Source organism: Variovorax sp. E3, from assembly GCF_016082275.1.
Classification (GTDB): Bacteria; Pseudomonadota; Gammaproteobacteria; order Burkholderiales; family Burkholderiaceae_C; genus Variovorax.
Genome location: NZ_MOWM01000136.1, coordinates 1 through 22,885, shown reverse-complemented (window position 1 = coordinate 22,885; position 22,885 = coordinate 1). Strand labels below are relative to the sequence as shown.

Here is a 22,885-nt window from a genome sequence, read left to right as displayed (position 1 = left end):
GCCGGGCGCTCGCCCTGCGTGCCGATGCCGGCGACGCCGGGCGGCTCGCCGCCGCCATCGACGAGGCGGCCGGCACCTTCGGGCGGCTGGACATCCTCGTGAACAACGCCGGTGTCTATCTGCGCGGCGACGTCGACAGCTTCTCGCTCGCGGACTTCGACCGCACCGTGAACGTCAACGTGCGCGCGGTCTTCGTCGCGGTGCAGGCGGCGCTGCGCCACATGGGCGAGGGCGGGCGCATCGTCAACATCGGCAGCATCAACGCCGAGCGCGTGCCGGCGGCGGGCGCCAGCGTCTACGCGATGAGCAAGGCGGCCATCACCGGCCTCACGCGCGGGCTGGCGCGCGACCTCGGGCCGCGCGGCATCACGGTCAACAACATGCAGCCCGGCCCGACCGACACTGACATGAATCCCGCAAGCGGCCCGCGCGCCGATTCGATGCACGGCCTCATGGCCTTGCCGCGCCACGGCCGCGCGGAGGAAATCGCCGGCATGGTGGCCTACCTCGTGGGGCCGGACGGCGGGTTCGCGACCGGCGCGAGCCTGAGCGTGGACGGCGGCTACACCGCCTGACGGGCCGGAATCGTTGGACGCCGTGGTTCAGGCGTCGCAGCCCGAGACCGCGACGATCAGCTTGTCCAGCGTCGCCTCCAGCCGCGCCAGCTCCTGCGCGTCGACGCCCGCGAACAGCGCGGCCTCGCGCTCCCGCCCCAGCGCGCTCACCGCTTCATGCAGCGCCTTGCCGGCGGCCGTCAGGTAGAGCCGGCTGCGGCGCTGGTCGGTCGGGTCGTCGTGGCGCTGCACGCGCCTGTGGCGTTTCAGGCCGGCCAGCGCGCGGCTCACGGCCATCTTGTCGAGGCCGGTCTGGTCGGCCACCTGCGTGGCGTTGAGCCCCGGCTGCGCGCCGAGCACGGCCATCGTGCGCCACTCGTTCAGCGTGAGCTGGTGCTCGCGGCCCACGCGCTCATGGAACGGCCGTGCAGTGAGGTTGACCACCCGCACCAGTTTGAAGAAGAGCGGGTCCATGGCGCAGGCGCTTCAGCCGGCCAGCTTCTTCGCCGCGGCCACGATGGCGTCCACGCCGATGCGCGACTGCGCCTCCAGCACCGGCGCATAGCGACCGGAATGCGCGGCGCGCCCAGCCGCGCCACGCGGCAGCCCGTGGCTTCGGCCGCGCTGGCAGCGATTTCCGCACCGAAGCCCGCCGCCTGCACCGCCTCGTGCACCACCAGCAGCCGGCCGGTGCGCGCGCACGACGACAGCACCGTCTCGCGGTCCCACGGCCACAGCGTGCGCAGGTCGATCAGGTCGACCGCGATACCTTCGGCCGCCAGCGCATCGCAGGCTGCCGCGCAGGCCTGCATCTGCCTGCTCCAGCTCACCAGCGTGAGCGCGTTGCCCTCGCGCACCCGCGCCGCCTTGCCCAGCGGCACCACGAGGTCTTCGTCGACCTCGCCGCGCAGGCCCCACAGCGTCTTGTGCTCGATGTAGACCACCGGGTCGCCGCACTGCAGCGCCGCGCGCAGCAGGCCGTGGTTGTCCTGCGGCGTCGACGGGCACACCACCACCACGCCCGGCAGGTGCGCGAACCACGCCTCGAGCGACTGCGAATGCTGCGCCGCCGACGCGTCCCAGATACCGCCCGGCATGCGCGCCACCAGCGGCACGCGGCCCTGGCCGCCGAACATGAAGCGGTTCTTGGCGGCCTGGTTCACCAGCTCGTCCATGCCGCACAGCGCGAAGTCGACCACGCGCATCTCGACCACCGGCCGCAGCCCCGCGAGCGCCATGCCCACGCCGGCGCCCATGATCGCGGCCTCGCTGATCGGCGTGTCGATCACGCGCCCGTCGCCGAAGCGCTGCTGCAGCCCCTTGTACTGGCCGAAGATGCCGCCGCGGCCCACGTCTTCGCCGAGCACGACCACGCGCGGGTCGGCTTCCATCTCGCGCTGCAGGGCGAGCGCGGCGGCTTCGGAATAGCTGAGGTCTTGCATCGTCATCGCCATTGGCCGGCTCCGGTGGTCTGCACGTCGGTGAAGGCGGCGTCGGCATCGGGCCAGGGCGCGGCATCGGCGACGGCCAGCGCGGTGTCGACCTCGTCGCGCGCGGCGTTCTCGATGGCGTCGAGCGTCGCGGCGGCCACGCCTGCCGACAGCAGGCGGCCGCGCGCCCGCGCGATCGGATCGGTTTCGAGCGCGGCAGCCAGCTCGGCCGGGTCGCGGTATGCCGCGAGGTCGACCGACACGTGGCCCTTCACGCGGTAGGTCAGCGCATGCAGCAGGCGCGGGCCGCTGCCGGCGCGCACCTCGGCCACCAGCCTGGCGGCGGCTTCGTGCACCGCGAACACGTCGTTGCCGTCGACCTGCGTGGCCGCGATGTCGAGCGACGCGGCGCGCGCCGAGGCACCGTCGCCCGCCGTCATCGGCCCGCTGGCGGTGGTGGCGCTCCAGCGGTTGTCTTCGCAGACGAAGAGCACCGGCAGGTCGTACACGCGCGCCCAGTTCAGCGCTTCGAGAAAGGGGCCGCGGTTGATGGCGCCGTCACCGAAGAAGCAGACCGTGATGTCGTCGCCCTTCTTCAGCAGCTTCTGCGCGTGCGCGGCGCCCACCGCGATCGGCAGGCCCGCCGCCACCACGCCGTTGCGCCCAGCATGCCGACCGAAAAGTCGGCGATGTGCATCGAGCCGCCCTTGCCGCCGTTGAAGCCGGTGGCCTTGCCGAACAGCTCGCACATCATGCGCGTGAGGTCCGCGCCCTTGGCCAGCGTGTGGCCGTGGCCGCGATGGGTGGAGGTGAGGTAGTCGGTGCTGCGCAGGTGCGCGCACACGCCGGCCGGCACCGCCTCCTGCCCGGTGGACAGGTGCAGCGGCCCGCGCACCTTGGCCGCGCCGGCGGCCTGTTGGCCATAGGCGCTCACGCCGCCCTGGCTGGCCGCCTCGGCGGCGTTCTCGAAGGCGCGGATGCGCACCATGACGCGGTACAGCGCCTGGCCGGCATCGCTGGATGTGCTCGGGTCCATCTTGTCTCCAACGCCCTTGAGATGGGCGCTTTGACAAAAATCGTATCAAACGAGATGGAATTGCGGCACCGGGCTTACCCGCCGGGCCTCGGGTGCCTTCGTCACGGAGCTTCCGGACGATGCATGGGCACACGCATCAGCAGTTCGACCATTGAGTCCCGTCGTGCCGGGTGGTCGGCAATCCCCGCGGCGACGTGAACTGGAGTGGAAGGATCGAGAACAAGGATTTCGATCCGGGTCTGGTCGTCAAGTTACGACCGTTGCCCTAGCGCCGTGGACTGCAGTTCGCGCAGCGCCTCCTCGGCCAGTTGCAGGAAGCGTTGCCCCAGCCGGGACAACGGACGGTTCACGTTGCTCACGCTATAGATCGAAAACTGCGGCGCGCCCGGCACCTTCACGAAGGTCAGACCGCCGTGCCCATGCGCGCGCGCCGACAGATCGTCGACGAACGCGATGCCCGCGCCCGCCGCGGCCATCGCGCAGGCGGCGTAGCCGGAGCGCACTTCCACGCCCACCTGGCGCGCAATGTCGTGTTGCTCGAGCCACTGGTCGATCAGCCGGGTCTGGGGCGCTTCGGGGCTGTAGACGACCAGCCGTTGGCGCAACGCACCAGCCACGTCGAAAGGCCGCGTCGCCGCCAGCGCGTGGCCGGACGGCAGCGCGCACCACAACGTCCACTGCCCGATCTCGCGCACGTCGAGCGCGGGATGGTCCAGCGGCGCGCTGGTGATGGCCACGTCAGCCTCCTCGGCCACCAGCAGCTTGACGATCTCGCGCGTGGGCAATGTCTCGAAGAACACCTTGGACTGCGCGAAGCCCTCCAGCAAGCGCGCCGTGGCACGCGGCACCAGTTGCAGTCCGGTGTTCGCGCTCGCCAGCACCCGCAGCGTGGCGTGGTCGCCGAAGCGCAGGTGCGCCGCCACGTCCTGCAGGTGATGCACGCCCCGGTAGACCTTCTCGACTTCGGCCTGCAGCGTGTGCGCCTCGGGCGTGGCAACCAGCCTCCCATTTCGCCGCTCGAACAGCGCCACGCCGAGCTGCAGCTCGAAATGACGCAGCAGCCGGCTGATACCGGGCTGCGACACGTGCAAGAGCCGTGCGGCGTTGGTGGTGGAACCGGTGGTCATAACGGCCCGGAAGACCTCGATCTGGCGCAGGTTCATGGGATGAGGCTACAACAATTGCGTCGGGGATAACCCCAGTAAATAACCTAATGTTATTGGGGCGCGCTGCATTGGTATTGGATGGATCCTTACTACGTTCGTAGCATCCTGCGCATGCAAGCCCCTCTGCTCATTCCCGATATCGCGCCGCCCGTGAGCGGCCACACCCTGCTTTTTCCGGTCGTCGGCAATCCCATCTCGCAGGTGAAGGCGCCGTTGGTGTTCAACGCCTTGTTCCGCCGCGCGGGCATCGACGCGCTCGTGGTGCCGCTTGATTTGCCGCCCGCCACGGTGCTGGACACCTGCCGGGGCCTGCTTGCCTCCGGCAGCATCGGCGGCTTGCTGGTCACGGTGCCCTACAAGAAGACGCTGTTCGATCTGGTCGCACAGCCGGGCGAGCCGGCACGGCTGGTCGGCGCGGTGAATGCAATTCGTCGCGACGCGGGCGGCGCCATTGCCGGCGACCTGTTCGATGGCATCGGCTTTGTCGCGGGCCTACGCGCCGCCGGGCACGACCCCGCCGGGCGCAAGGTGCTACTGGTGGGTGCGGGTGGCGCCGGATCGGCCGTGGCGGCGGCGCTGCTGTCTGCCGGCGTCGTGTGGCTGGGCCTGTTCGACGTCCACACGGCCCGGGCCGAGGCACTCGCCAGCCACCTGCAAGCGTGCTTCGCCGATTGCACAGTGGTGTCGCTGCGCACGCCCTCGCAGGCCGACTGCGACATTGCGGTGAACACCACGCCGCTGGGCATGAAGCCCGACGACCCGCTGCCACTGGACCCCGCCGCGCTTCCTGCGGGCACGCTGGTGGTCGACGTGATCATGCAGCCCGCCGAAACACCGCTGCTGCGCCACGCAGCGCAGCGCGGCCTGCCTGTGCATCCCGGCCGGCCGATGCTCGACCATCAGTTGCCGGCCTACCTCGACTTCTTCGGCCTTCCCCAAGCCGCGCAGTTGGCACGCGCCACGCTGCGCACGAACACGAATTCCCCCATCTGACGGAGGCATCTCAATGAAAAAACTCGTTCGTCCCCTGGTCCTCTGGCTCGCCGCGGCCACGGTCCTGCTGACCACCACCGGCCCCGCCCACGCGCAGGCCTATCCCGCCAAGGCGACCACACTGGTGGTTGGTTTCGCGCCCGGCGGCTCGGGCGACATCCTGGCCCGGCTGATCGCGCAGAAGCTCGCAACCTCGCTTGCGCACCCGGTCATCGTGGACAACCGGCCCGGCGCCGGCGGCACCATTGCCAACGGCTTCGTGGCCAACGCTCTCGCCGACGGCTACACGCTGCTGTTCGTGACCAGCGGCTTCCCGGGCAGCACCGCTCTGTACCCGAAGCTGAACTACGACACGGTCAAGAGCTTCGCGCCGGTCGCCAAGGTCGGCGCCTCGCCGGTCGTGATGGTGGCGCCGTCCAACTCGCCGTACCGCAGCCTTGCCGACGTGCTGGCGGCCGCGCGCAAGGCTCCGGGCAAGCTCAACTACGCGGCCGGCGGCGGCGGCGCGACCACCACCAGCCTGGCGGCCGAGTTCCTCAAGAGCGAGGCCAAGGTCGACATGCTGATGATCCCGTACAAGCTCGGGCCCCGCGCTGACCGCGCTGATGGGCAACGAGGTCGACCTGGGCTTCGACATTCCGTCGAGCGCGCTGCCGTTGATCCGCTCGGGCAAGCTGCGCGCGCTGGCCGTGACCACCAAGGCCCGATCGCCCGCGCTGCCCGAGGTGCCGACCGTGGCCGAGACCGGGCTGCCGAACTTCGAGGTGACCGGCTGGTTCGGCATCCTCGCGCCGGCCGGCACGCCGCCCGAGGTGGTCGCGCGCCTGAACAAGGACGTGAACGCGGCCCTCGCCCTGCCCGACGTGAAGGAACGCCTGCAGGCCCTGGGTGTGGAGCCCGCGCACGGCAGCCCCGCGGAGTTCGGCCAGTTGATCCGTTCGGAGACCCAGCGCTACGGCGAAGCGATCCGGCGGCTCGGGCTGAAGGCCGATTGAGGGCGCGCGCATGACGACAGCACAAGCGCACATCAGCGCCGCCGCCGCACCGGGCGCCGAGCTCGCGGCCGACATCGTCGTGATCGGCGGCGGCCTCGGCGGTGTCTCGGCCACGCTGGCCGCGGCGCGGCAAGGCGCGCGCGTCGTGCTGGTCGAGGAACTCGACTGGCTCGGCGGCCAACTCACCTCGCAAGGCGTGCCGCCCGATGAGCACCCGTGGATCGAAAGCCTGATCGCTTCGCAAAGCTACGCGGCGCTGCGCCACGGCATCCGCGATTACTACCGCACGCACATGCCGTTGACCGAAGCCGCGCGCGGCAGCCTGCGGCTGAACCCGGGCCAGGGCAACGTCAGCACGCTGTGCCACGAGCCATGGGTGGCGGTGAAGGTGATCGACGGCCTGCTCGCGCCGCACGTGGCCGCCGGCCGCGTGACGGTGCTGCGCCAGCATCGCCTGCTGGACGTTCAGGTTGATGGCGACCGGCTGCGCGCGGTGCGCGTGCGCGACCTGCCGAACGACCGGGAACGCGTGCTGCACGCGCCGATGTTCATCGACGCCACCGAGATCGGCGACGTGCTGGAGATGGCCGGCGTGGAACACGTGTTCGGCGCCGAGGCGCAATCGCGCACGGGCGAGCCGCACGCGCTGCCCGAGGCCGACCCGTTCGACCAGCAGGCCATCACCTGGTGCCTGGCCGCGGACTACCTGCCGGGCGAAGACCACACGATCGACAAGCCCGCCGCGTATGAGCGGCTCAAGACCCTGCAGCTCGACTGCTGGCCCGGCCCGCAGTTCAGCTGGACGCTCAGCGACTTCGTGACGCACCAGCCACGCGAGCGTCCGCTGTTCGTCGGACTGACCGACGCCGAATCGCTCTACGACCTGTGGCACGCGCGGCGCATCGCGTGGCGGCTGAACTTCGAGCTCGGCGCCTATGCGAGCGACATCACCTTGGCCAACTGGCCACAGATGGACTACTGGGAAAAGCCTATCGTCGGCGTCGGGCCGCAGGCCCAGGCCGTGGCGCTGGAGGAAGCGCGCCAATTCAGCCTGGCATTCTTCTACTGGATGCAGACCGATGCGCCGCGCCATGACGGCGGCCACGGCTACCGCGGCCTTCGCCTGCGCGGCGATGTGCTGGGCACCAGCGACGGACTGGCCAAGCAGGCCTATTACCGTGAGGGACGCCGCATCGAGGCCGAGTTCACGGTGCTCGAACAGCACATCGGCGTGACGGCACGGCCGGGCAAGGACAGCGCGGAACCCTTCTTCGACAGCGTGGGCATCGGCGCCTACCGCATCGACCTGCACCCGAGCACGCGCGGGCGCAACACGGTGGACATCGATTCGTTTCCGTTCCAGATCCCGCTGGGCGCGCTGCTGCCGGTGCGCGTGGACAACCTGCTGCCGGCCTGCAAAACCTCGGTACGACGCGTATCACCAACGGCGCGTACCGCGAACATGCGACCGAATGGAGCATCGGCGAGGCTTCTGGCACGCTCGCCGCCTTCTGCCTGGCCCGCCGGCAACCACCTCGCGCGGTGCGCGCCAACGCGGCACTGCTGGGCGAGTTTCAGGCGGCGCTGGAACGTCAGGGCGTGCTGTTGGCGTGGCCGAGCTTCGGCGCACTCACGCCCACGCGGCGCGTCGGATACCGGCACGCCACGTCGACCTAGGGAAAGCAGGAGGCCGGAAGCCGGCGTCGCCGCTTTAGTGTCGATTCGTCAGGCTGCGGCATCCTGCCGCTTGGGCAACACCCAACCAGACCGGATGAAGTGGCAGGTGTAGCCGTCGGGCCGGTGCTCCAGGTAGTCCTGGTGCTCCGGTTCGGCCAGCCAGAAATCGCCTGCAGGCGCGAGTTCGGTGACGACCTTGCCGGGCCACAGGCCCGAGGCATCGACATCGGCGATCGTTTCCTGCGCCACGCGCTGCTGCTCTTCGCTGGTGTAGAAAATGGCTGAGCGGTAGCTCAATCCATGGTCGTTGCCTTGGCGGTTCTTCGTGGTCGGATCGTGCAACTGGAAAAAGAATTCGAGCAGTTGGCGAAAGCTGATGCGTTCAGGGTCGAAGAGAATCTCTATCGCCTCGGCATGCGTGCCGTGGTTGCGGTAAGTGGCGTTGGGCACGTCGCCGCCTGAATAGCCCACGCGGGTGGACAGCACGCCGTCATACCTGCGGAAAAGTTGCTGCATGCCCCAGAAGCAGCCTCCGGCGAGCACGGCACGTTCTTGACTCATGAAATCTCCTTGACTTGGCCCAGGTACGCTTCATACCCCTCTTGAGCGATCCTGTCTCGCATCATGCCCACATGGGGCAGGCCGTTTGGCACCTCACAAGCACGCACCAGGCTCTCCTGTGTCAATTCGACTGAAAGGGCGGTCAAGGCGCAACAAGGTGGGAGACAGAAAGCCCGCAATGCTGACCATCGCGCCCAGCACACCCATTCCGACGAACAGCCAACGGACACCAAACCATTCCCCCAGTGGCGTGGCCATGGCCAATCCTATCGGCGCCGCCAAGCCCATCACGGTGGTGAGCAGAGAGAGCACGCGGCCTTGCAGGTGGTTGGGAACGGTCATCTGGAGCAGTGCTGTCAGAGGGGCGTTTCCGAGAATGAAGGTCAGTCCACTGACGACCCACCAGGCAACCGCCAACCCGAAGAGATGAGCTGGTACCAGCGGAGTCAGTGCAAGGGCAATGCAAGACACGGCAAAACCCCAAAGGATCCAAGGCACCTGCCGTCGAGGTGCGATGGAGGCGATCACCAGTCCGCCGATCACCATGCCGACACCGCCAAGTCCTTCCATCAACGCCACCTGCGGCGCGCCGCCGGCGAAGTGCTCTTTTACCAGCAGCGGTACCAGTGTGAAGGACGGCATGATCACCAAAACGACCGCACCCAGCAACGCGTAGAGCCTTCGCAGGCCAGGGTTGTGCCACACCACACCGATGCCCTCGCAAAGCTGCTGAAGAATGCCGCCTGCTCGACGCCTGCAATGCCGGATCTGCGGTATCCCGAAGATCAGCAATGGCGATATTCCAAGCACCGCCGTCAGCACATCGATACCGAGTGCCCAGCCCATCGGCATCAACGCCATGGCGAGTGCACCCAGCGGCGCCGCGGCCACCGTGGTCAGGCCCTGCAGGGTCTGGACAAGGCCCGCGGCGCGCGGCAGGAAGCTGCGAGGCACGAGCATGGACATGCTGGCCGCCGCGGCTGGGGCCTGGAACGCCTGCATCGCACTGCGGACGCACATCATCACGTAAACGTGCCAGAGCTCGATGCGATTCGTCAGGAACACCACAATCAGAAAGATCATGCACAACGCACTGATAGCGTCGGCGCCGATCATCAACAGGCGACGGCTATAGCGGTCAGCAAAGGTGCCTCCGAGAGGGCCGAGCAACGCTTGCGGCAGCAACGCAGCCATGCCGGCGGTTGCCAGCGCCGACACGCTCGAGGTCGTGTCGGTGATCCACCATAAAAGCACAAACTGTGTCAGGGCGGATCCGAGCAGCGAGAAGGCCTGGCCGGTAAACACCGACCAGAAACGCAATCGCCAAGGTGCGCCGGCATCCCCGGCCCCGGGTTGATTGCAGATGTCGGCTTCAAGCGACCCAATGTCAGAGCGCGTTGACATCTCGCCCATCTTTCAGTGAACAGCGCTTGCGGTACCAGCCGTTGGTTCGCTGGTTCGCTCGAGCAAGCCGCCGCCCAGCGCCTTGTACAGCGCGACAGCATTGCCGATCTCATTGCGGCGCAGGTCGAGCAAGGCCTGGTTGGCAGCGTAGAGTTGGCGTTGGGCATCGAGCAACTCCAGTCGCCCTTCCAGTCCGTATCGATGCCGCAGCGTCGAGAGCTCAAGACGTTTCTGTGCGCTGGCGACCACTCGAACCTGTGCGTCGATCTGGCGGCCGTAGGTCGCGGTGCCGGCCAGGCCGTCAGCTACCTCCCGGAAAGCAGTCTGGACGGCACGTTCGTATTCCGCGATGGCGGTCGACTTGCGTATCTCCGCGAGCCGCAACTCGGCTCGCAAGCTGCCGCCTTGAAACAGGGGCTGCGTGATCTGCGGCGCGAATCGCCACGTACGATGATCCGCGCCAACCAGTCCGCTCAATGCCGGACTTGCGTACCCCAGCGATGCAGTGAGCGACAGCCGGGGGAAGAACGCGGCACGCGCGGCACCGATGCTGGCGTTGGCGGCCACAAGGTTCTGCTCGGCCTGCAAAATGTCTGGGCGCCGTGCCAACAAATCGGATGGCAGCCCAGCCGGCAAGCGTGTGATGACGGAGCGATCGTCCAACTCTTGCGCAGTGGTCGTATCGAGAGGAAGTTCCCCCCCAACCAGCAGCTGCAGTGCATTCCTTGACTGTGCGAGCGCCCTCTCACGTGCCTCAAGGTCTGCTTCGGCTGTCGCGACCTGGCCTTCGGCTTGAGCGACTTCCAACCCTCCGTTCTGATCGGCCTGCTTGAGCCGCTGCGCAAGATCCAGCGACTGCCGCCAGTCGGAAAGAGTTCGCTGCGCGAGCAGCAACTGACTTTGCGCCAGACGCTCGGCAAAGTAGGCGTCAGCCACGGCAGCCACCAGCGAAAGCTGCACACTCCGGCGACCTTGATCACTTGCCAGATAGCGTGCGAAAGCGGCATCCGACTGCGACCGAACCCGTCCGAAGAGATCGATCTCGAAAGAACTCAGCCCGAGACCCAGGCTGGCTTGCTCCTGAATGCCGGAACGCGGCGCTGCCGTAGCGTTCGAACCGTTCGAACTGCCGGCGCCCATTGCACGTTCGCGCGACGCCGATCCACTGAGCTCCAACGCGGGCAACCTGCTTGCTCGCTGCACGCGAAACTGGGCATTTGCCGCCTCGACGTTGAGCACGGCGATGCGCAGGTCGCGATTGGCCTCCAGTGCCATCTCGATCAGGCGCTGCAGCTTCGGATCGCTGAACATGGTTCGCCACCCCAGGTCGGCCGCATGACTGCTCACCTGGGGAATGCTTCCATGCGCCGGATAGGCCGAGGGAACCGGCGCGGCAGGCGTGACGAGCTTCGGGGCCAAGGAGCATGCCGACAGCGCCAGCACCAAAGGAAGTAGAAGAAAACGCATGACTCAATCCCCCGCAATCTGGGGCTGAGCCCGTTGTGCCTGGCGCGTGCTGCGCCACTTGTTGACGCGTTCCTGGATTCCCAGCACAAAGACAAAGAACACAGGGACGAAGAAAACTGCCAGCAATGTGGCGCTCACCATGCCACCGAATACGCCCGTGCCGATGGCATGCTGCGTCGCGGCGCTGGCGCCCATGGCCATCATCAAAGGAACGACTCCCAAGGCGAACGCCAACGACGTCATCAGGATCGGCCTCAGTCGCAGGCGTGCCGCCATCACAGCCGACTCGACCAACCCCTTGCCCTGCTCGCGCAACTGCTTGGCGAACTCGACGATCAGGATCGCGTTCTTGGCTGACAGGCCAATGACGGTGATCATTCCCACCTTGAAGAACACGTCGTTGGGCAGGCCGCGCAGCAGAACTGCGGCCACCGCGCCGATCAACCCCAATGGCACGACGAGCATCACCGATACCGGGATGGACCAGCTCTCGTACAAGGCGGCCAACACCAGAAAGACGACCAGCATCGACAAAGCCATGAGCATGGGCGCCTGCGAGGCCGACTGCCGCTCCTGCAGCGATTGCCCCGTCCACTCGATGGCGAAACCCTTCGGAAGCTGTGCGGCCAGTCGCTCCATCTCCGCCATGGCATCTCCGCTGGAGACGCCCGGTGCCGCGTTGCCCGAAAGCCTCGACGTCGGATAGCCCTGGTAGCGCACCAGTTGCAAGGGCGTCTCGCTCCAGATTGGCGTGACCACCTCGCGCAACGGCACCATGCCGCCTCCTGCGTTGCGAACATAGAGCTTGAGCACGTCATCGAGTTGCATGCGCGCCGAAGCATCGGCCTGGATGATGACCTGCTGCATACGACCTGCGTTGGGAAAATCGTTGACGTAGAGCGAACCCATGGCCGCAGACAGTGCTTCACTGATGTCGCTGAAGGAGACGCCCAGCGCCTGAGCCTTCTGCCGGTCGATGTCCAGCTGAATGCTGGTGCCCGCCGGCAAGCCATCCGGATAAACAGCTGACAGGAGCTTGCTTTGCGCCGCGAGCTGCAGCAGTTTGGCCTCGGCGGCCTTCAGTGCTGCAGGCCCCTGGTTGGCTCGGTCCTGCAGCCGCACAGCGAACCCCGAGGAGTTGCCCAGGCCCTCGATCGCTGGTGGCATCAGGCTCATCACCGTGCCCTCGGATGATTGCGACATCGCCTGTTGTGCCTGTGCAACCTCTTCCTGAGCGGTTGCGCCCGCACGATCCTTCCAGTCCTTGAGCATGGTGAAAGCCAAGGCGGCATTCGGCCCGGAGCCGGAGAAGCCGAAGCCCAGGATCGACAGGCTGTCGCCGATGCCGGCGCGCGCGGCCGCGTGCTGCTCGAACTTCTGGACCACATCGAGCGTGCGTTCGGTGGTCGCATCCGAAGGCAGCTGGAACGAGGTCATGAAGTAACCTTGGTCCTCCTCAGGCAGGAAGGCTGACGGCAACTGGCGAAACGCGAACACAAGCACCGCGGCGATCACGGCAAATGCGATCATCACTCGGCCAGCGCGCTTGACCAGCAAGACCACGCCGGACTCGTACCGCTGCGTCGCACGATCGAAGGCGCGGTTGAACCAGCCGAAGAAGCCTCGCTTCTCGTGATGACCAGGCGCAACCGGCTTGAGCAGCGTCGCGCACAAAGCGGGCGTCAGACTGAGTGCCAGGAAGGCAGAGAACAGAATGGACACGGCCATGGACAACGTGAACTGCTTGTAGATCACGCCCACGGACCCGCTGGCGAAAGCATCGGAATGAAGACAGCCGTCAGCACCAGGGTGATGCCCACCACTGCGCCCGTGATTTCCCGCATCGCCTTGGAGGTCGCTTCCTTGGGCGAAAGGCCCTCGGAGGCCATCAGGCGCTCGACGTTCTCCACCACCACGATCGCATCGTCCACGATGATGCCGATCGCCAGCACCATGCCGAACATCGTGAGCACATTGATCGAGAAGCCCGCCAGGAGCATCACCGCGAAAGTACCGAGCAGCGCGATCGGGGCCACGATGGCCGGGATCAGCGTATAGCGAATGTTTTGCAAGAACACGAACATCACCAGGAAGACGAGCGCCATGGCCTCCAGCAAGGTATGGATGACCTTCTCGATGGAGATCTTGACGAACGGCGCGGTCTCGAACGGAACCGAGTACTGCATGCCCTGAGGCAGGCTTTGACTCAGTTCTTCCAGGCGCTTGCGCACACCATCCGCGGTCTTGACCGCATTGGCGCCGGGTGAAAGCTGAACGGCGGCAGCCGTGGCCGTCTTGCCGTTCTGGCGATTCACGAAGTTGTAGGACTGCGCACCCAACTCGACACGCGCCACGTCGCTCATCACGACTTTTGAGCCGTCTGCATTGGCGCGCAGCACGATCCCGGCAAACTGCTCCGGGTTCTGAAGTTGTCCCTGCACCGTCAACGGAATCGTCACACGTTGGCCTGGCAACGAGGGAGAGTCGCCCACCCGGCCTGGTGCAATCTGGGCATTCTGGCGACTGACCGCGGAGGACAAGTCACTCATCGACAGCTTGTAGGCGGTGAGTTTGGCCGGGTCGACCCAAATGCGCAGGGCGCGCTCCGCGCCGAACAACTGGACCTTGCCGACCCCTTCGATGCGCCGGAGTTCCTCGGTGATGTTGCGCGACATGTAGTCGCTCAACGCGATCTCGTCGAAGCGGCCGTCCGGGGATGTCAGGCCAACGATCATGAGGAAGCCCGAGGAGGCCGACTCGACATTCACGCCATTCTGGCGAACGACCTGCGGCAGGCGCGGCTCGATCGCTTTGAGCCGGTTCTGGACGTCCACCTGAGCCATGTCGGGCTCCGTGCCCGGCTTGAAGGTCGCCACGATCTGCGCGGAACCGGAGGTATCCGAAGACGATTCGAAATACAGCAGGTTCTTGACACTGGAGAGCTCGCGCTCGATCAGGCCAACCACCGCATCGTTCATGGTCTGCGGAGATGCGCCGGGATATGACGCGGAAATGTTGACGGTCGGAGGGGCGACGGATGGGTAGCGCTCGATCGGCAGTTTCGGTATCGCAATCAAGCCGAACAGGATGATGAACGCTGCGACGACCCAGGCAAAGACGGGTCGGTTGATGAAAAACTGAGGCATGGTCTGTGATTTCCCGTGGGCTCAGCGCGGCTTCTCGCCGGACGAAGGCGCGGCGGCTGGCAATGCACGCGGCGCAACCACGGCCCCATCGGCCAGTCGCTCCATCCCCTCGACCACAATCTTCTGCCCCGGGCGCAAGCCGTCGCGCACCCGATACTGGCGGCCGACCAGTTCGCCCAATTGCACCGATACGGGGTGCGCCTTGTTTCCGTCATCCAGCACCCAGACTTTGGTCTCGTTCGCGGCGTGGGTCACGGCTTGCTGGGGAACCAGCAGCGCGGCGGGATAGCTTCCGCGCGGCACACGCGCCCGAACGAACATGCCGGGCAGCAGTTGACGTTGGGGGTTGTCCATCAGGATGCGCAGAAGCACGTCGCCTGTACCGACATCCACATTGACGCCCGAGAAGAGAATCCGTCCACTTCCTGCATAGGCCTCGCCGTTGCTGCGAAGAATGACGGCAGGGAGACCTTGGGTTCCTCCGGGCTTCTTCGTCGCGAAAACTTCGCGCAGTGCGTCCAATGCCGAGGCTGGCTGCCTCACATCAACGTAGACCTGGTCGATCTGCTGTACGCGGGCCAGAGGGTTGGTGTCGCTTGTCCCCACCAGTGCGCCTTCAGTCACGAGGGCCTGGTCGATGCGACCGGAGATGGGCGCGTCCACGGTTGCAAACTTGAGATCGAGCTGACGTCGTGCGAGCGTAGCCTTTGCCTGCGCGACGTCCGCAGCGGCTTGATCGCGCTGCGCAATTGCATCGTCATAGACCTGCCGGCTCACCGCCTCCGCGTCCAGCAGGGGGCGAAGTCGAGCGGCTTGAGTACTCGCTCTATCCCGAGCCGCTTCCGCGCGCTTCAGCGCCGCGGCGGCAACGTCAGCGTCCGCCTTGAAGGGTGCAGGATTGATCTGGAAGAGTGGCTGACCGGCCTTGATCTCTGCCCCTTGCTCAAAGAGGCGCTTTTGCACGATGCCGCTGACCTGAGCGCGAATCTCTGCGGTACGCACCGCCGCAACGCGTCCAGGCAGTTCATCCGTCACGTCTACCGGTGTTTCTGCCAAGGTCACAAACGACACCTGAGAGGGCGCGGCTTCGATCTCGCGTGCAGGTTCGCCACACCCCGCTAGAAGCACAGACGCGAAGAACAACAGGCTCCACTTTTGAGGAGTTGAATTTATTTTCATGCTTGTCAGAAATCCGATAAACGCAGCGATAGTGCTGAATTGCGTTGAATTCTGCAGAGGCCAAGTGGGGGAAGAGTCGATGATTTGTGGAGATAAGATGGACGCGTTGGAACTGAAGGCACCACAAAATATGGCTGACTCGCTCAATGCTGGGACGTCCAAAGCGGGCTCCACACAAGAGCGCCATGCGCTTGTTCTCATCGCCGAAGATGAGCCTGAGATTGCCGACATCCTCGCCGCCTATCTCACGCGTGGGGGCTTGCACACGGTTCTTGCGACCGATGGACGTAGAGCACTGGAGATGCATCTTTCGCTCAAGCCAGACCTCGTCCTGCTGGATGTGCAGATGCCGCGCGTAGACGGATGGCAGGTTCTCTCGGAGATACGCCACCGAGGCGACACGCCGGTGATCATGCTGACTGCGCTGGATCAGGACATCGACAAGCTGATGGGTCTGCGAATTGGGGCTGACGACTATGTTGTCAAACCCTTCAACCCGGCCGAAGTGGTGGCTCGTGTGCAGGCGGTACTACGCCGGACATCCAGCCAGCAGCCGAACTCGAGCAACAGGGTCATGCGAATTGACATCTTCGAGATCGACCTCGACCACCATGAGATCACAGTTCAGATCGGGCGCCGTGCACAGCTCCTCTCACTGACACTGACCGAGTTCAAACTTCTTGCACACCTTGCCAGATCGCCCCGGCAAGTCTTCAGTCGGCTCGAATTGCTGACGAACTGTCTGCCCGAAGGCGACACGTTGGAGCGGACTGTCGACAGCCACATCAGCAAGTTGCGAAAGAAGCTGGAGGACCTTGGCGTGAAAGGCGTCCCAGCCAGCGTGCGGGGTGTTGGATACAAGTTTGGGAGTACATCGTGAGAATGCCGACAGGGCTGAGTCGGCAGATTGTCTTGTCGATGGCCGCGGTAGTGCTTGGCGTCATTCTCTTGGTCATCCTGGGCTCGTACGCGTTCTATGCGATCCTGTTCAATCTCTGGCCCGCCCAAGCGCCCGTGGTTGGCGAGTGGATGCCTTCCAAGGTGGAGTGGCTATGGATGGCGGTGACGACGCTCGCGGCGCTGACGCTTGCCGTGGCGGTCGCCATCAAACTCTCCCGGCGCATCTTGGAACCGTTGACATCTGTCGCCGACAGCTTGCGCGATCTGGCGCAGGGAAATCTCGATGTCAGGGCGGTCGCCGATGACCGCTCGCTCGGGGAGGCCGCACTGCTGGTGGACGACTTCAACGTCATGGCCGAAAGGCTGCAGCGCGTGACCAAGGAGCAGGTGTTCTGGAATGCGGCCATCGCGCACGAGCTGCGCACGCCGGTGACCATCTTGCGCGGGCGTCTTCAAGGACTCGTCGAGGGTGTCTTTGAACCAAGCGAGTTGCAGTTCCGAAGCCTGCTCGCACAAGTCGAGAATCTGGCCCGTCTCGTCGAAGATCTTCGCGTCGTGGGATTGGCGGACGGTGGACATCTGCAACTTCAGTTCAGTGAGGCTGACCTTGCCCTCGAAATAGAGTCTGTCGTGCAGCTGTTGATGCCTGGCCTGGAATCGGCCGGATTGGTCCCTGTTCTCGATTTGGCAGCGGGAAATGTGCGCTGCGATCCGTCAAGAATTCGCCAAGCTCTGCTGGCGCTCCTAGAGAATGCTCGCCGACACGCCGTTCCAGGGCAGGTGCGCATTCGAACACAGGTGCAGCATGAAACCTGCCTTCTGAGCGTAGAGGACGACGGCCCTGGTATTACCGACGATATCGCGAGCCGCATCTTCGAAGCCTTTCAACGTGGCGATCTATCGCGTTCCCGCGAAGGCGCGGGGAGCGGCTTGGGCCTCGCCGTTGTGCGAGCCATCGCGCAGGCACACGGTGGTGAGGCCGTGTGCCGCCGATCGCCCGCAGGAGGGACGATCTTCGAGGTGCGCTGGCCCTCTTCTTCTGTGTGAGAGGTTTCAACGGCGACAGCTGACACGATGAATCAAGAGTTGGCCGACAAGCGTCCTGGCCACCGACCCCAAGTAGACGGTGCACATGCGCATATCCCAAAAACCGACACGTTGCCGCGCGGCATCGCGGCCGAACCCTCACCCGGGCGGCCGATGAAACTGCATCACTGGCTCGCCCTGATTCCGTTTCTGTTGTTCCTGTGCGGTGCACCCTTCGCCGCACGGGTTCAGCCCTTTGTGTTCGGACTCCCGTTCTTCCTCGCCTGGACCATCGGCTCCGTGCTGGCGACCGCCGCCGTCATGTGGCTGGTCTTCCGGCTCGATCCCGCCAACGGCGCGCCTTAGCTGCTCCCCCACCGTTCCGGTTTCCCGCCGCCGCACCCCTGAATGAATTCCGCGCTTGTCATCATCTCGTTGACCCTCGTCAGCGTTCTGCTCCTCGGCGTGCGCGCCCGCTCCGGCGTGCGCATGGACCTGGAGCAATGGAGCGTGGGCGGACGCCGCTTCTCCGGCCCCCTGGTGTTCGTGCTGATGGCCGGCGAGCTGTACACCACCTTCACCTTCCTGGGGGCCAGCGGCTTTGCCTACGGCAACGGCGGCGCGGCCTTCTACGTCATGGCCTACTCCTGCCTGGCCTTCGTGCTGTCGTACTGGCTGCTGCCGTCCATCTGGCGCTTCGCCCGGCAACACGGCGTGCTGACGCAGCCGGAGTTCTTCGCCAAGGCCTACGGCAGCCCGGTGCTCGGCATCGTGGTGGCCGCCGTTGCGCTGCTTGCGCTCGTGCCCTATCTGGTTCTCCAGTTCAAGGGGCTGGGCATCATCGTGGAGCTCACGTCGTACGGCAGCCTGACGCGCTGGCCGGCGGTCTGGATCGGCGCGGCCGCCATGACGGTGTACGTGATCCTGTCGGGCATGCACGGCTCCGCCAGCACGGCCGCGCTGAAAGACATCCTGGTGCTCGCGGTCTGCGTGTTCCTGGGGCTCTATCTGCCGTATCGCCACTACGGCGGGCTGGGGGAAATGTTCATGCGCATCGAGCAGTACCGGCCCGGCTTCCTGGCGCTGCCCGCGACCGGCAAGAGTGCCGCGTGGTTCGGGTCCACCGTCGTGCTGTCGGCGCTGGGCATGTACCTTTGGCCCCATGCCTTCAGCGCGGTCTTCACCGCCAGGAGCGATCACAGCTTTCGCCGCAACGCGGTGGTGATGCCGCTCTATTCGCTGGTGATGCTGTTTTCGATGTTCGCCGGATTCGCCGCCGTGTTGCAGATACCCGCGCTCACGGGCGACCAGGTCGACCTGGCGCTGCTCAAGCTCGCGATCCAGACCCTGGACCCCTGGCTGGTCGGCGTGATCGGCGCCGCCGGCATGCTCACGGCGATCGTTCCGGGCTCCATCATGCTGGTCTCCGCTTCCACGCTGATCACGCGCGATCTTTACCGCCCGTTGCGCCCGGCCAGCAGCGACGGCCACCTTTCGCTCGTTTCCCGTGGTGCAACCCTGTTGCTGGTGCTGGTGGCCGTCGCGCTGACGCTGGCGGGCGGCGCCAACATGGTGTCTTTGCTGCTCGCCGGCTTTGGCCTGGTGACCCAGCTCGCGCCGGCGCTCTGGTTCGCCCTTGCCCGAAGCACGCTGGTCAACAGCCGAGGCGCCATCGCCGGCGTTCTTGCCGGCGTGGCCTTCGTTGCCCACACCATGCTGACCGGGCTCACGACGAAGGCCCTGCTCCCCGCCGCGCCCGCATGGGTCCACGACCTGAACCTGGGCATCGTCGGCTTGGCGCTGAACATGCTGGTCATGTTTGCCGTGAGCCTCCTGACCCGCGACCGCTCCCGGGTCGGGATGCTGTCGCCGGTCGAGCCCGAGCTGCAGAGGTAGCGTCCGGACGTGCGCCTTCTACGCCTTGGCGAAGGCCAGCAGGTCGGCGTTGACTTCGTCCTTGTGGGTCGTGCACATGCCGTGGGACGCGCCCTTGTAGACCTTCAGGATGGCGCCTTTCACGAGCTTGGCCGATAGCAATGCGGAGTCGGCGATCGGCACGATCTGGTCGTCGTCCCCGTGCAGGATCAGCGTGGGGACGTCGATCTTCTTCAGGTCTTCGCCGAGGTCGGTTTCCGAGAACGCCTTCACGCAGAAGTACGACGCCGGCATGCCCGCCGCCATGCCCTGCAACCAGAACGATTCGCGTACGCCTTCGGACACCTTGGCGCCGGCACGGTTGTAGCCGTAGAAAGGCAGGCTCAGGTCCTTCCAGAACTGCGAACGGTCGGCCAGCACGTTGGCGCGGATCTGGTCGAAGGCCTCCAGGGGCGTGCCGCCGGGGTTGGCCGGTGTCTTGACCATCAGCGGCGGCACGGCGCCGATGAGCACCGCCTTGGCGACGCGCGCGGTGCCGTGGCGGCCGATGTATCGCGCAACCTCGCCGCCGCCGGTCGAATGGCCGACATGAATCGCTTCCTTCAGGTCCAGCGCCTGCACCAATTCCGACAGATCGTCCGCGTAGGTGTCCATGTCGTTGCCCTGCCAGGGCTGGCTGGAGCGGCCATGCCCCCGGCGGTCGTGCGCGATGCAGCGAAAGCCGTTCGACGCGAGAAAGAACATCTGATCTTCGAAGGCCTGGGAGGACAGGGGCCAGCCATGGCTGAAGACGATGGGCTGGCCGCTGCCCCAGTCCTTGTAGTGGATCTCGGTGCCGTCTTGCGTGGTGATGGTTGTCATGGTGTTTCCTTGATGGCGTGGAGGTTGGAGCGCCGGTGTCGGGCGGTTTCGGAATCAGGGCACGAGCAGCAGCTTGCCGGTGGTCGCGCGGCTCGCCATGTCGACGTGGGCCTTGGCGGCGTCGGCCAGCGCATAGATGCCGCCGACATGGACTTTCAGCTGGCCTTCAGCGATCCAGCCGAACAGTCGCGCGCAGCGCGCGCGCAAGAGATCCGGCGTGTAGATGTGATCGGAGAACACCGCGTAGCCCAGCTTGATGCTCCTGGGCAGACTCATGATGTCGATCGGACCGGGCCCGCCGAGCACCGGGCCGTACCAGCAGAAGGTTCCCGAGCGGCGAAGCACGTCCAGCGACCCTTGGAACGTGCCGGGGCCGGAGCCATCGAACACGACGTGCACGCCTTCGCCGCCGGACAACTGTCTCGCTTGCTCGACGAACTTGCCGTCGGTATCGACGATCACGTGATCCGCGCCGGCCGCTCTGGCCACCGCCTCCTTGCCGGCCGACGACACGCGGCCGATGACCTGCCCACCGCGTAGCTTGATGATCTGGGTCAGCAGCAATCCGAGGCCGCCGGCGGCCGCATGGACAAAAGCGATCTCGCCCGGCCGGATCGGATAGAAATCGGTGGCGAAATGGCTGGCGGTCAGGCCTTGCATCATCACCGAGGCGGCGGTCCTGTCGTCGATGCCATCGGGAATGGGCACCAGCGAAGCAGCCGGGATGACGATCTTCTGCGCATAGCTGCCGGGCGCGTAGACCCACGCCACGCGTTGCCCGATCTCGACGCCGTCGACACCCTCGCCCACGGCCAGCACGCGGCCCGCGCCCTCGACGCCCAGGATCTTCGGATTGGGCACTTCGTTCCACGCCATGCCCTGCCGCACGCCGATGTCCATGAAGTTGACGCCAGCAACGGCGATCTGCACCAGCACCATCCCCCGGGCGGGTACCGGGTCCGGCTGGTCCACATAGGCCAGCATGCCGACGTCGCCGGCTTGATTCATGACAACTGCTTTCACTGCTGTTCCTTGTTCAGGTTTCGGGTCGCAACAATGGTCTTCGGCTCCAGAAACGCCTCCATGCCGAAGACGCCGAACTCCCTGCCGACCCCCGACTGCTTGACGCCGCCAAAGGGCGCGATCAACTCGGGTGCAATGCGATTGATCAGCACCGTGCCGGCGAGCAGTCGCGATGCCACGCCAAGGGCGCGTTGCGGCTCCGACGAGAAGACGTACGCCTGCAAGCCGTACATGGAGTCGTTCGCGATGGCGATGGCCTCCTCGTCGTCGTCGTAGCCGATCACCGAGAGCACCGGACCGAAGATCTCCTCGCGTGCGATGTCCATGTCGTTGCGCACACCGGCGAATACGGTCGGCCGCACGAACCAGCCCTTGTCCAGGCCATCCGGGCGGCCGAGGCCGCCGGCCACGAGCGTCGCGCCCTGCGCCGTGCCGCGACGGATGAAGTGCTGCACGCGCTCGAACTGCGCCTGGCTCGCGAGCGGTCCGACAGCGGTGGCGGCGTCGCGCGGATCGCCCACGCGCATGGCGGCAACCTCGGCCCGCAAGCGTTCGATGGCCTCCTTCATGTGCACGTTCGGGATCAGCAGGCGCGTGCCGGCCACACAGGCCTGGCCGTTGTTCATGAAGGCGGCGTTCAGCGCCATCGGCAATGCGGTGGCCAGGTCGGCGTCGTCCAGGATCACGGTGGCCGACTTGCCCGAAAGCGCAAGGCTCACGCGCTTCATCGTGTCCAGGCCCGCGCGCGCAATAAGCTTGCCGGTCTGCGTGGAGCCCGTGAACGAGATCTTCGCGATGCCTGGATTGGTGGAGAGCTCGTCGCCCACGTCGCCCCCGCGCCCGAGCAGCACATTGACGACGCCGGCCGGCAGGCCCGCGTCATGCAGTGCTTCGGTCACGATCCGCGCCTGCAGCGGGCTCGCCTCGCTGGGCTTGACCACCGAGGCGCAGCCCGCGGCGATGGCCGAGGCCAGTTTGCTGCAGATGCTTCCGGCGGTGCTGTTCCATGGGGCAATGAGGCCGGCGACGCCGATCGGCGCCATCACCACCGTGGCGTCGCCCAGGCGGCGCTCGAAGGCATAGTCCCGCAGCATCTGCGCCGTTGTCGCGAAGCACCGCGAGGCGTAGTCGCTGACCCATCGCGAACGGGCCAGCGGGCCGCCGTACTCTTCCATCGTGGCTTCGCAGATCTGGTCGGCGCGCGCCAGCACCGCGGATTCGAGTTGCCTGAGCATCTCGATGCGCTGTGCCTTGGTGCTGCCGGCCAGGCCCGGCTGCGCCCGATTCGCCGCATCGATCGCTCGCTTCGCGTCGTCGCGGTTCGCCAGCGTCACCGTGCCGATGACTTGCTCGGTCGCGGGGTTGACGATCTCCAGCTGTTCGCTGCCCTGTACGGGTACGAAGGCGCCGTCGATGTATGACTGATGAAGGTTCCACACGGTCTGTTCTCCTGTACGTTGAAGGGGGTTGTTCGCCGGCGGAGCGGCACCTTACCCGCGCGCCACGTCGATCACGGCCTTGGCGAAGGCCTCCGGTGCTTCCTGCGGCAGGTTGTGGCCGATGCCGCCGCTGACCAGCCGGTGCTCATAGCG

16 protein-coding genes and 5 pseudogenes are annotated in these 22,885 nt (G+C 66.1%); 9 read left to right on the top strand and 12 right to left on the bottom strand.

All coding sequences use genetic code 11. The annotated features are described in order from the left end of the window. A partial coding sequence (locus tag BMG07_RS31645) for an SDR family oxidoreductase (RefSeq protein WP_198087825.1) occupies nucleotides 1-575 on the top strand: 575 nt, incomplete at its 5' end. A gap of 27 nt (nucleotides 576-602) precedes the next feature. Here BMG07_RS31645 and BMG07_RS31640 read toward each other — a convergent pair. The 4 genes and pseudogenes from BMG07_RS31640 to BMG07_RS31625 form a co-directional block, all read right to left on the bottom strand. Beyond that, nucleotides 603-962 carry a MarR family transcriptional regulator gene (locus tag BMG07_RS31640; protein ID WP_307867148.1) on the bottom strand — a complete coding sequence of 120 codons (360 nt, stop codon included), beginning with the start codon at nucleotides 960-962 and terminating at the stop codon, nucleotides 603-605. Between the two features lie 78 nt (nucleotides 963-1,040). Continuing rightward, nucleotides 1,041-2,002 (bottom strand): annotated as a pseudogene (locus BMG07_RS31635) (alpha-ketoacid dehydrogenase subunit beta). After that, nucleotides 1,999-3,020: pseudogene (locus tag BMG07_RS31630) on the bottom strand (thiamine pyrophosphate-dependent dehydrogenase E1 component subunit alpha). Before BMG07_RS31630 ends, BMG07_RS31635 begins: the two co-directional pseudogenes overlap by 4 nt. Before the next feature lie 251 nt (nucleotides 3,021-3,271). Next, entirely contained in the window at nucleotides 3,272-4,183 is a 912-nt protein-coding gene (locus tag BMG07_RS31625) for a LysR family transcriptional regulator (RefSeq protein WP_198087823.1), read from the bottom strand. Between the two features lie 114 nt (nucleotides 4,184-4,297). Between BMG07_RS31625 and BMG07_RS31620 the strand changes: the two genes are divergently transcribed. The 4 genes and pseudogenes from BMG07_RS31620 (at nucleotide 4,298) to BMG07_RS31605 (ending at nucleotide 7,851) form a co-directional block, all read left to right on the top strand. Continuing rightward, a complete protein-coding gene (locus BMG07_RS31620; protein WP_198087822.1) occupies nucleotides 4,298-5,179 on the top strand; it encodes a shikimate dehydrogenase in 882 nt (293 codons plus the stop codon). Between the two features lie 13 nt (nucleotides 5,180-5,192). Further along, nucleotides 5,193-5,750 (top strand): annotated as a pseudogene (locus tag BMG07_RS45155) (Bug family tripartite tricarboxylate transporter substrate binding protein); the annotation flags it as partial. Nucleotides 5,751-5,772: 22 nt separating this feature from the next. Beyond that, complete coding sequence (locus BMG07_RS31610) at nucleotides 5,773-6,174, top strand: Bug family tripartite tricarboxylate transporter substrate binding protein (RefSeq protein WP_374221346.1); 402 nt, start codon at nucleotides 5,773-5,775, stop codon at nucleotides 6,172-6,174. Between the two features lie 10 nt (nucleotides 6,175-6,184). Further along, a pseudogene (locus BMG07_RS31605) lies at nucleotides 6,185-7,851 on the top strand (FAD-dependent oxidoreductase). A gap of 48 nt (nucleotides 7,852-7,899) precedes the next feature. On the opposite strand, the gene msrA reads toward BMG07_RS31605, so the two are convergent. The 5 genes and pseudogenes from msrA to BMG07_RS31580 form a co-directional block, all read right to left on the bottom strand. Continuing rightward, entirely contained in the window at nucleotides 7,900-8,412 is a 513-nt protein-coding gene (gene msrA / locus BMG07_RS31600; RefSeq protein WP_198087819.1) for a peptide-methionine (S)-S-oxide reductase MsrA, read from the bottom strand. Nucleotides 8,413-8,505: 93 nt separating this feature from the next. Beyond that, entirely contained in the window at nucleotides 8,506-9,816 is a 1,311-nt protein-coding gene (locus tag BMG07_RS31595; RefSeq protein WP_269759588.1) for an MFS transporter, read from the bottom strand. A 12-nt stretch (nucleotides 9,817-9,828) separates the two neighbouring features. Then, a complete protein-coding gene (locus BMG07_RS31590; protein ID WP_198087817.1) occupies nucleotides 9,829-11,283 on the bottom strand; it encodes an efflux transporter outer membrane subunit in 1,455 nt (484 codons plus the stop codon). A gap of 3 nt (nucleotides 11,284-11,286) precedes the next feature. Then, nucleotides 11,287-14,429, bottom strand: a pseudogene (locus BMG07_RS31585) (multidrug efflux RND transporter permease subunit). 21 nt (nucleotides 14,430-14,450) lie between these two features. Next, nucleotides 14,451-15,608 carry an efflux RND transporter periplasmic adaptor subunit gene (locus BMG07_RS31580; RefSeq protein ID WP_198087816.1) on the bottom strand — a complete coding sequence of 386 codons (1,158 nt, stop codon included), beginning with the start codon at nucleotides 15,606-15,608 and terminating at the stop codon, nucleotides 14,451-14,453. Between the two features lie 130 nt (nucleotides 15,609-15,738). On the opposite strand from BMG07_RS31580, the gene BMG07_RS31575 reads away from it, so the two are divergent. Genes BMG07_RS31575 through BMG07_RS31560 form a run of 4 tightly spaced genes read left to right on the top strand, consistent with a single transcriptional unit; the run spans nucleotide 15,739 to nucleotide 19,430 of the window. Next, on the top strand, nucleotides 15,739-16,488 hold the full coding sequence (locus BMG07_RS31575; RefSeq protein WP_198087828.1) for a response regulator: 750 nt from the start codon (nucleotides 15,739-15,741) through the stop codon (nucleotides 16,486-16,488). A gap of 2 nt (nucleotides 16,489-16,490) precedes the next feature. Beyond that, nucleotides 16,491-17,555 (top strand): ATP-binding protein, encoded by a 1,065-nt coding sequence (locus BMG07_RS31570; protein ID WP_198087827.1) that lies wholly within the window; start codon nucleotides 16,491-16,493, stop codon nucleotides 17,553-17,555. A 27-nt stretch (nucleotides 17,556-17,582) separates the two neighbouring features. Beyond that, complete coding sequence (locus BMG07_RS43180) at nucleotides 17,583-17,900, top strand: DUF3311 domain-containing protein (protein WP_269759587.1); 318 nt, start codon at nucleotides 17,583-17,585, stop codon at nucleotides 17,898-17,900. Between the two features lie 42 nt (nucleotides 17,901-17,942). Next, nucleotides 17,943-19,430, top strand: a complete 1,488-nt coding sequence (locus tag BMG07_RS31560; protein ID WP_198087815.1) for a sodium:solute symporter — start codon at nucleotides 17,943-17,945, stop codon at nucleotides 19,428-19,430. A gap of 18 nt (nucleotides 19,431-19,448) precedes the next feature. Here BMG07_RS31560 and BMG07_RS31555 read toward each other — a convergent pair whose 3' ends face one another. From BMG07_RS31555 to BMG07_RS31545, 3 genes are read right to left on the bottom strand one after another with little or no spacing between them, the layout of a single operon-like run. Next, nucleotides 19,449-20,270 (bottom strand): alpha/beta fold hydrolase, encoded by an 822-nt coding sequence (locus tag BMG07_RS31555; RefSeq protein ID WP_198087814.1) that lies wholly within the window; start codon nucleotides 20,268-20,270, stop codon nucleotides 19,449-19,451. Nucleotides 20,271-20,324: 54 nt separating this feature from the next. After that, nucleotides 20,325-21,254 carry a quinone oxidoreductase gene (locus BMG07_RS31550; protein WP_269759586.1) on the bottom strand — a complete coding sequence of 310 codons (930 nt, stop codon included), beginning with the start codon at nucleotides 21,252-21,254 and terminating at the stop codon, nucleotides 20,325-20,327. 35 nt (nucleotides 21,255-21,289) lie between these two features. Further along, nucleotides 21,290-22,732, bottom strand: coding sequence for an aldehyde dehydrogenase family protein (locus BMG07_RS31545; protein ID WP_198087812.1), 1,443 nt, complete (start codon nucleotides 22,730-22,732; stop codon nucleotides 21,290-21,292). Nucleotides 22,733-22,885: the final 153 nt, after the last annotated feature.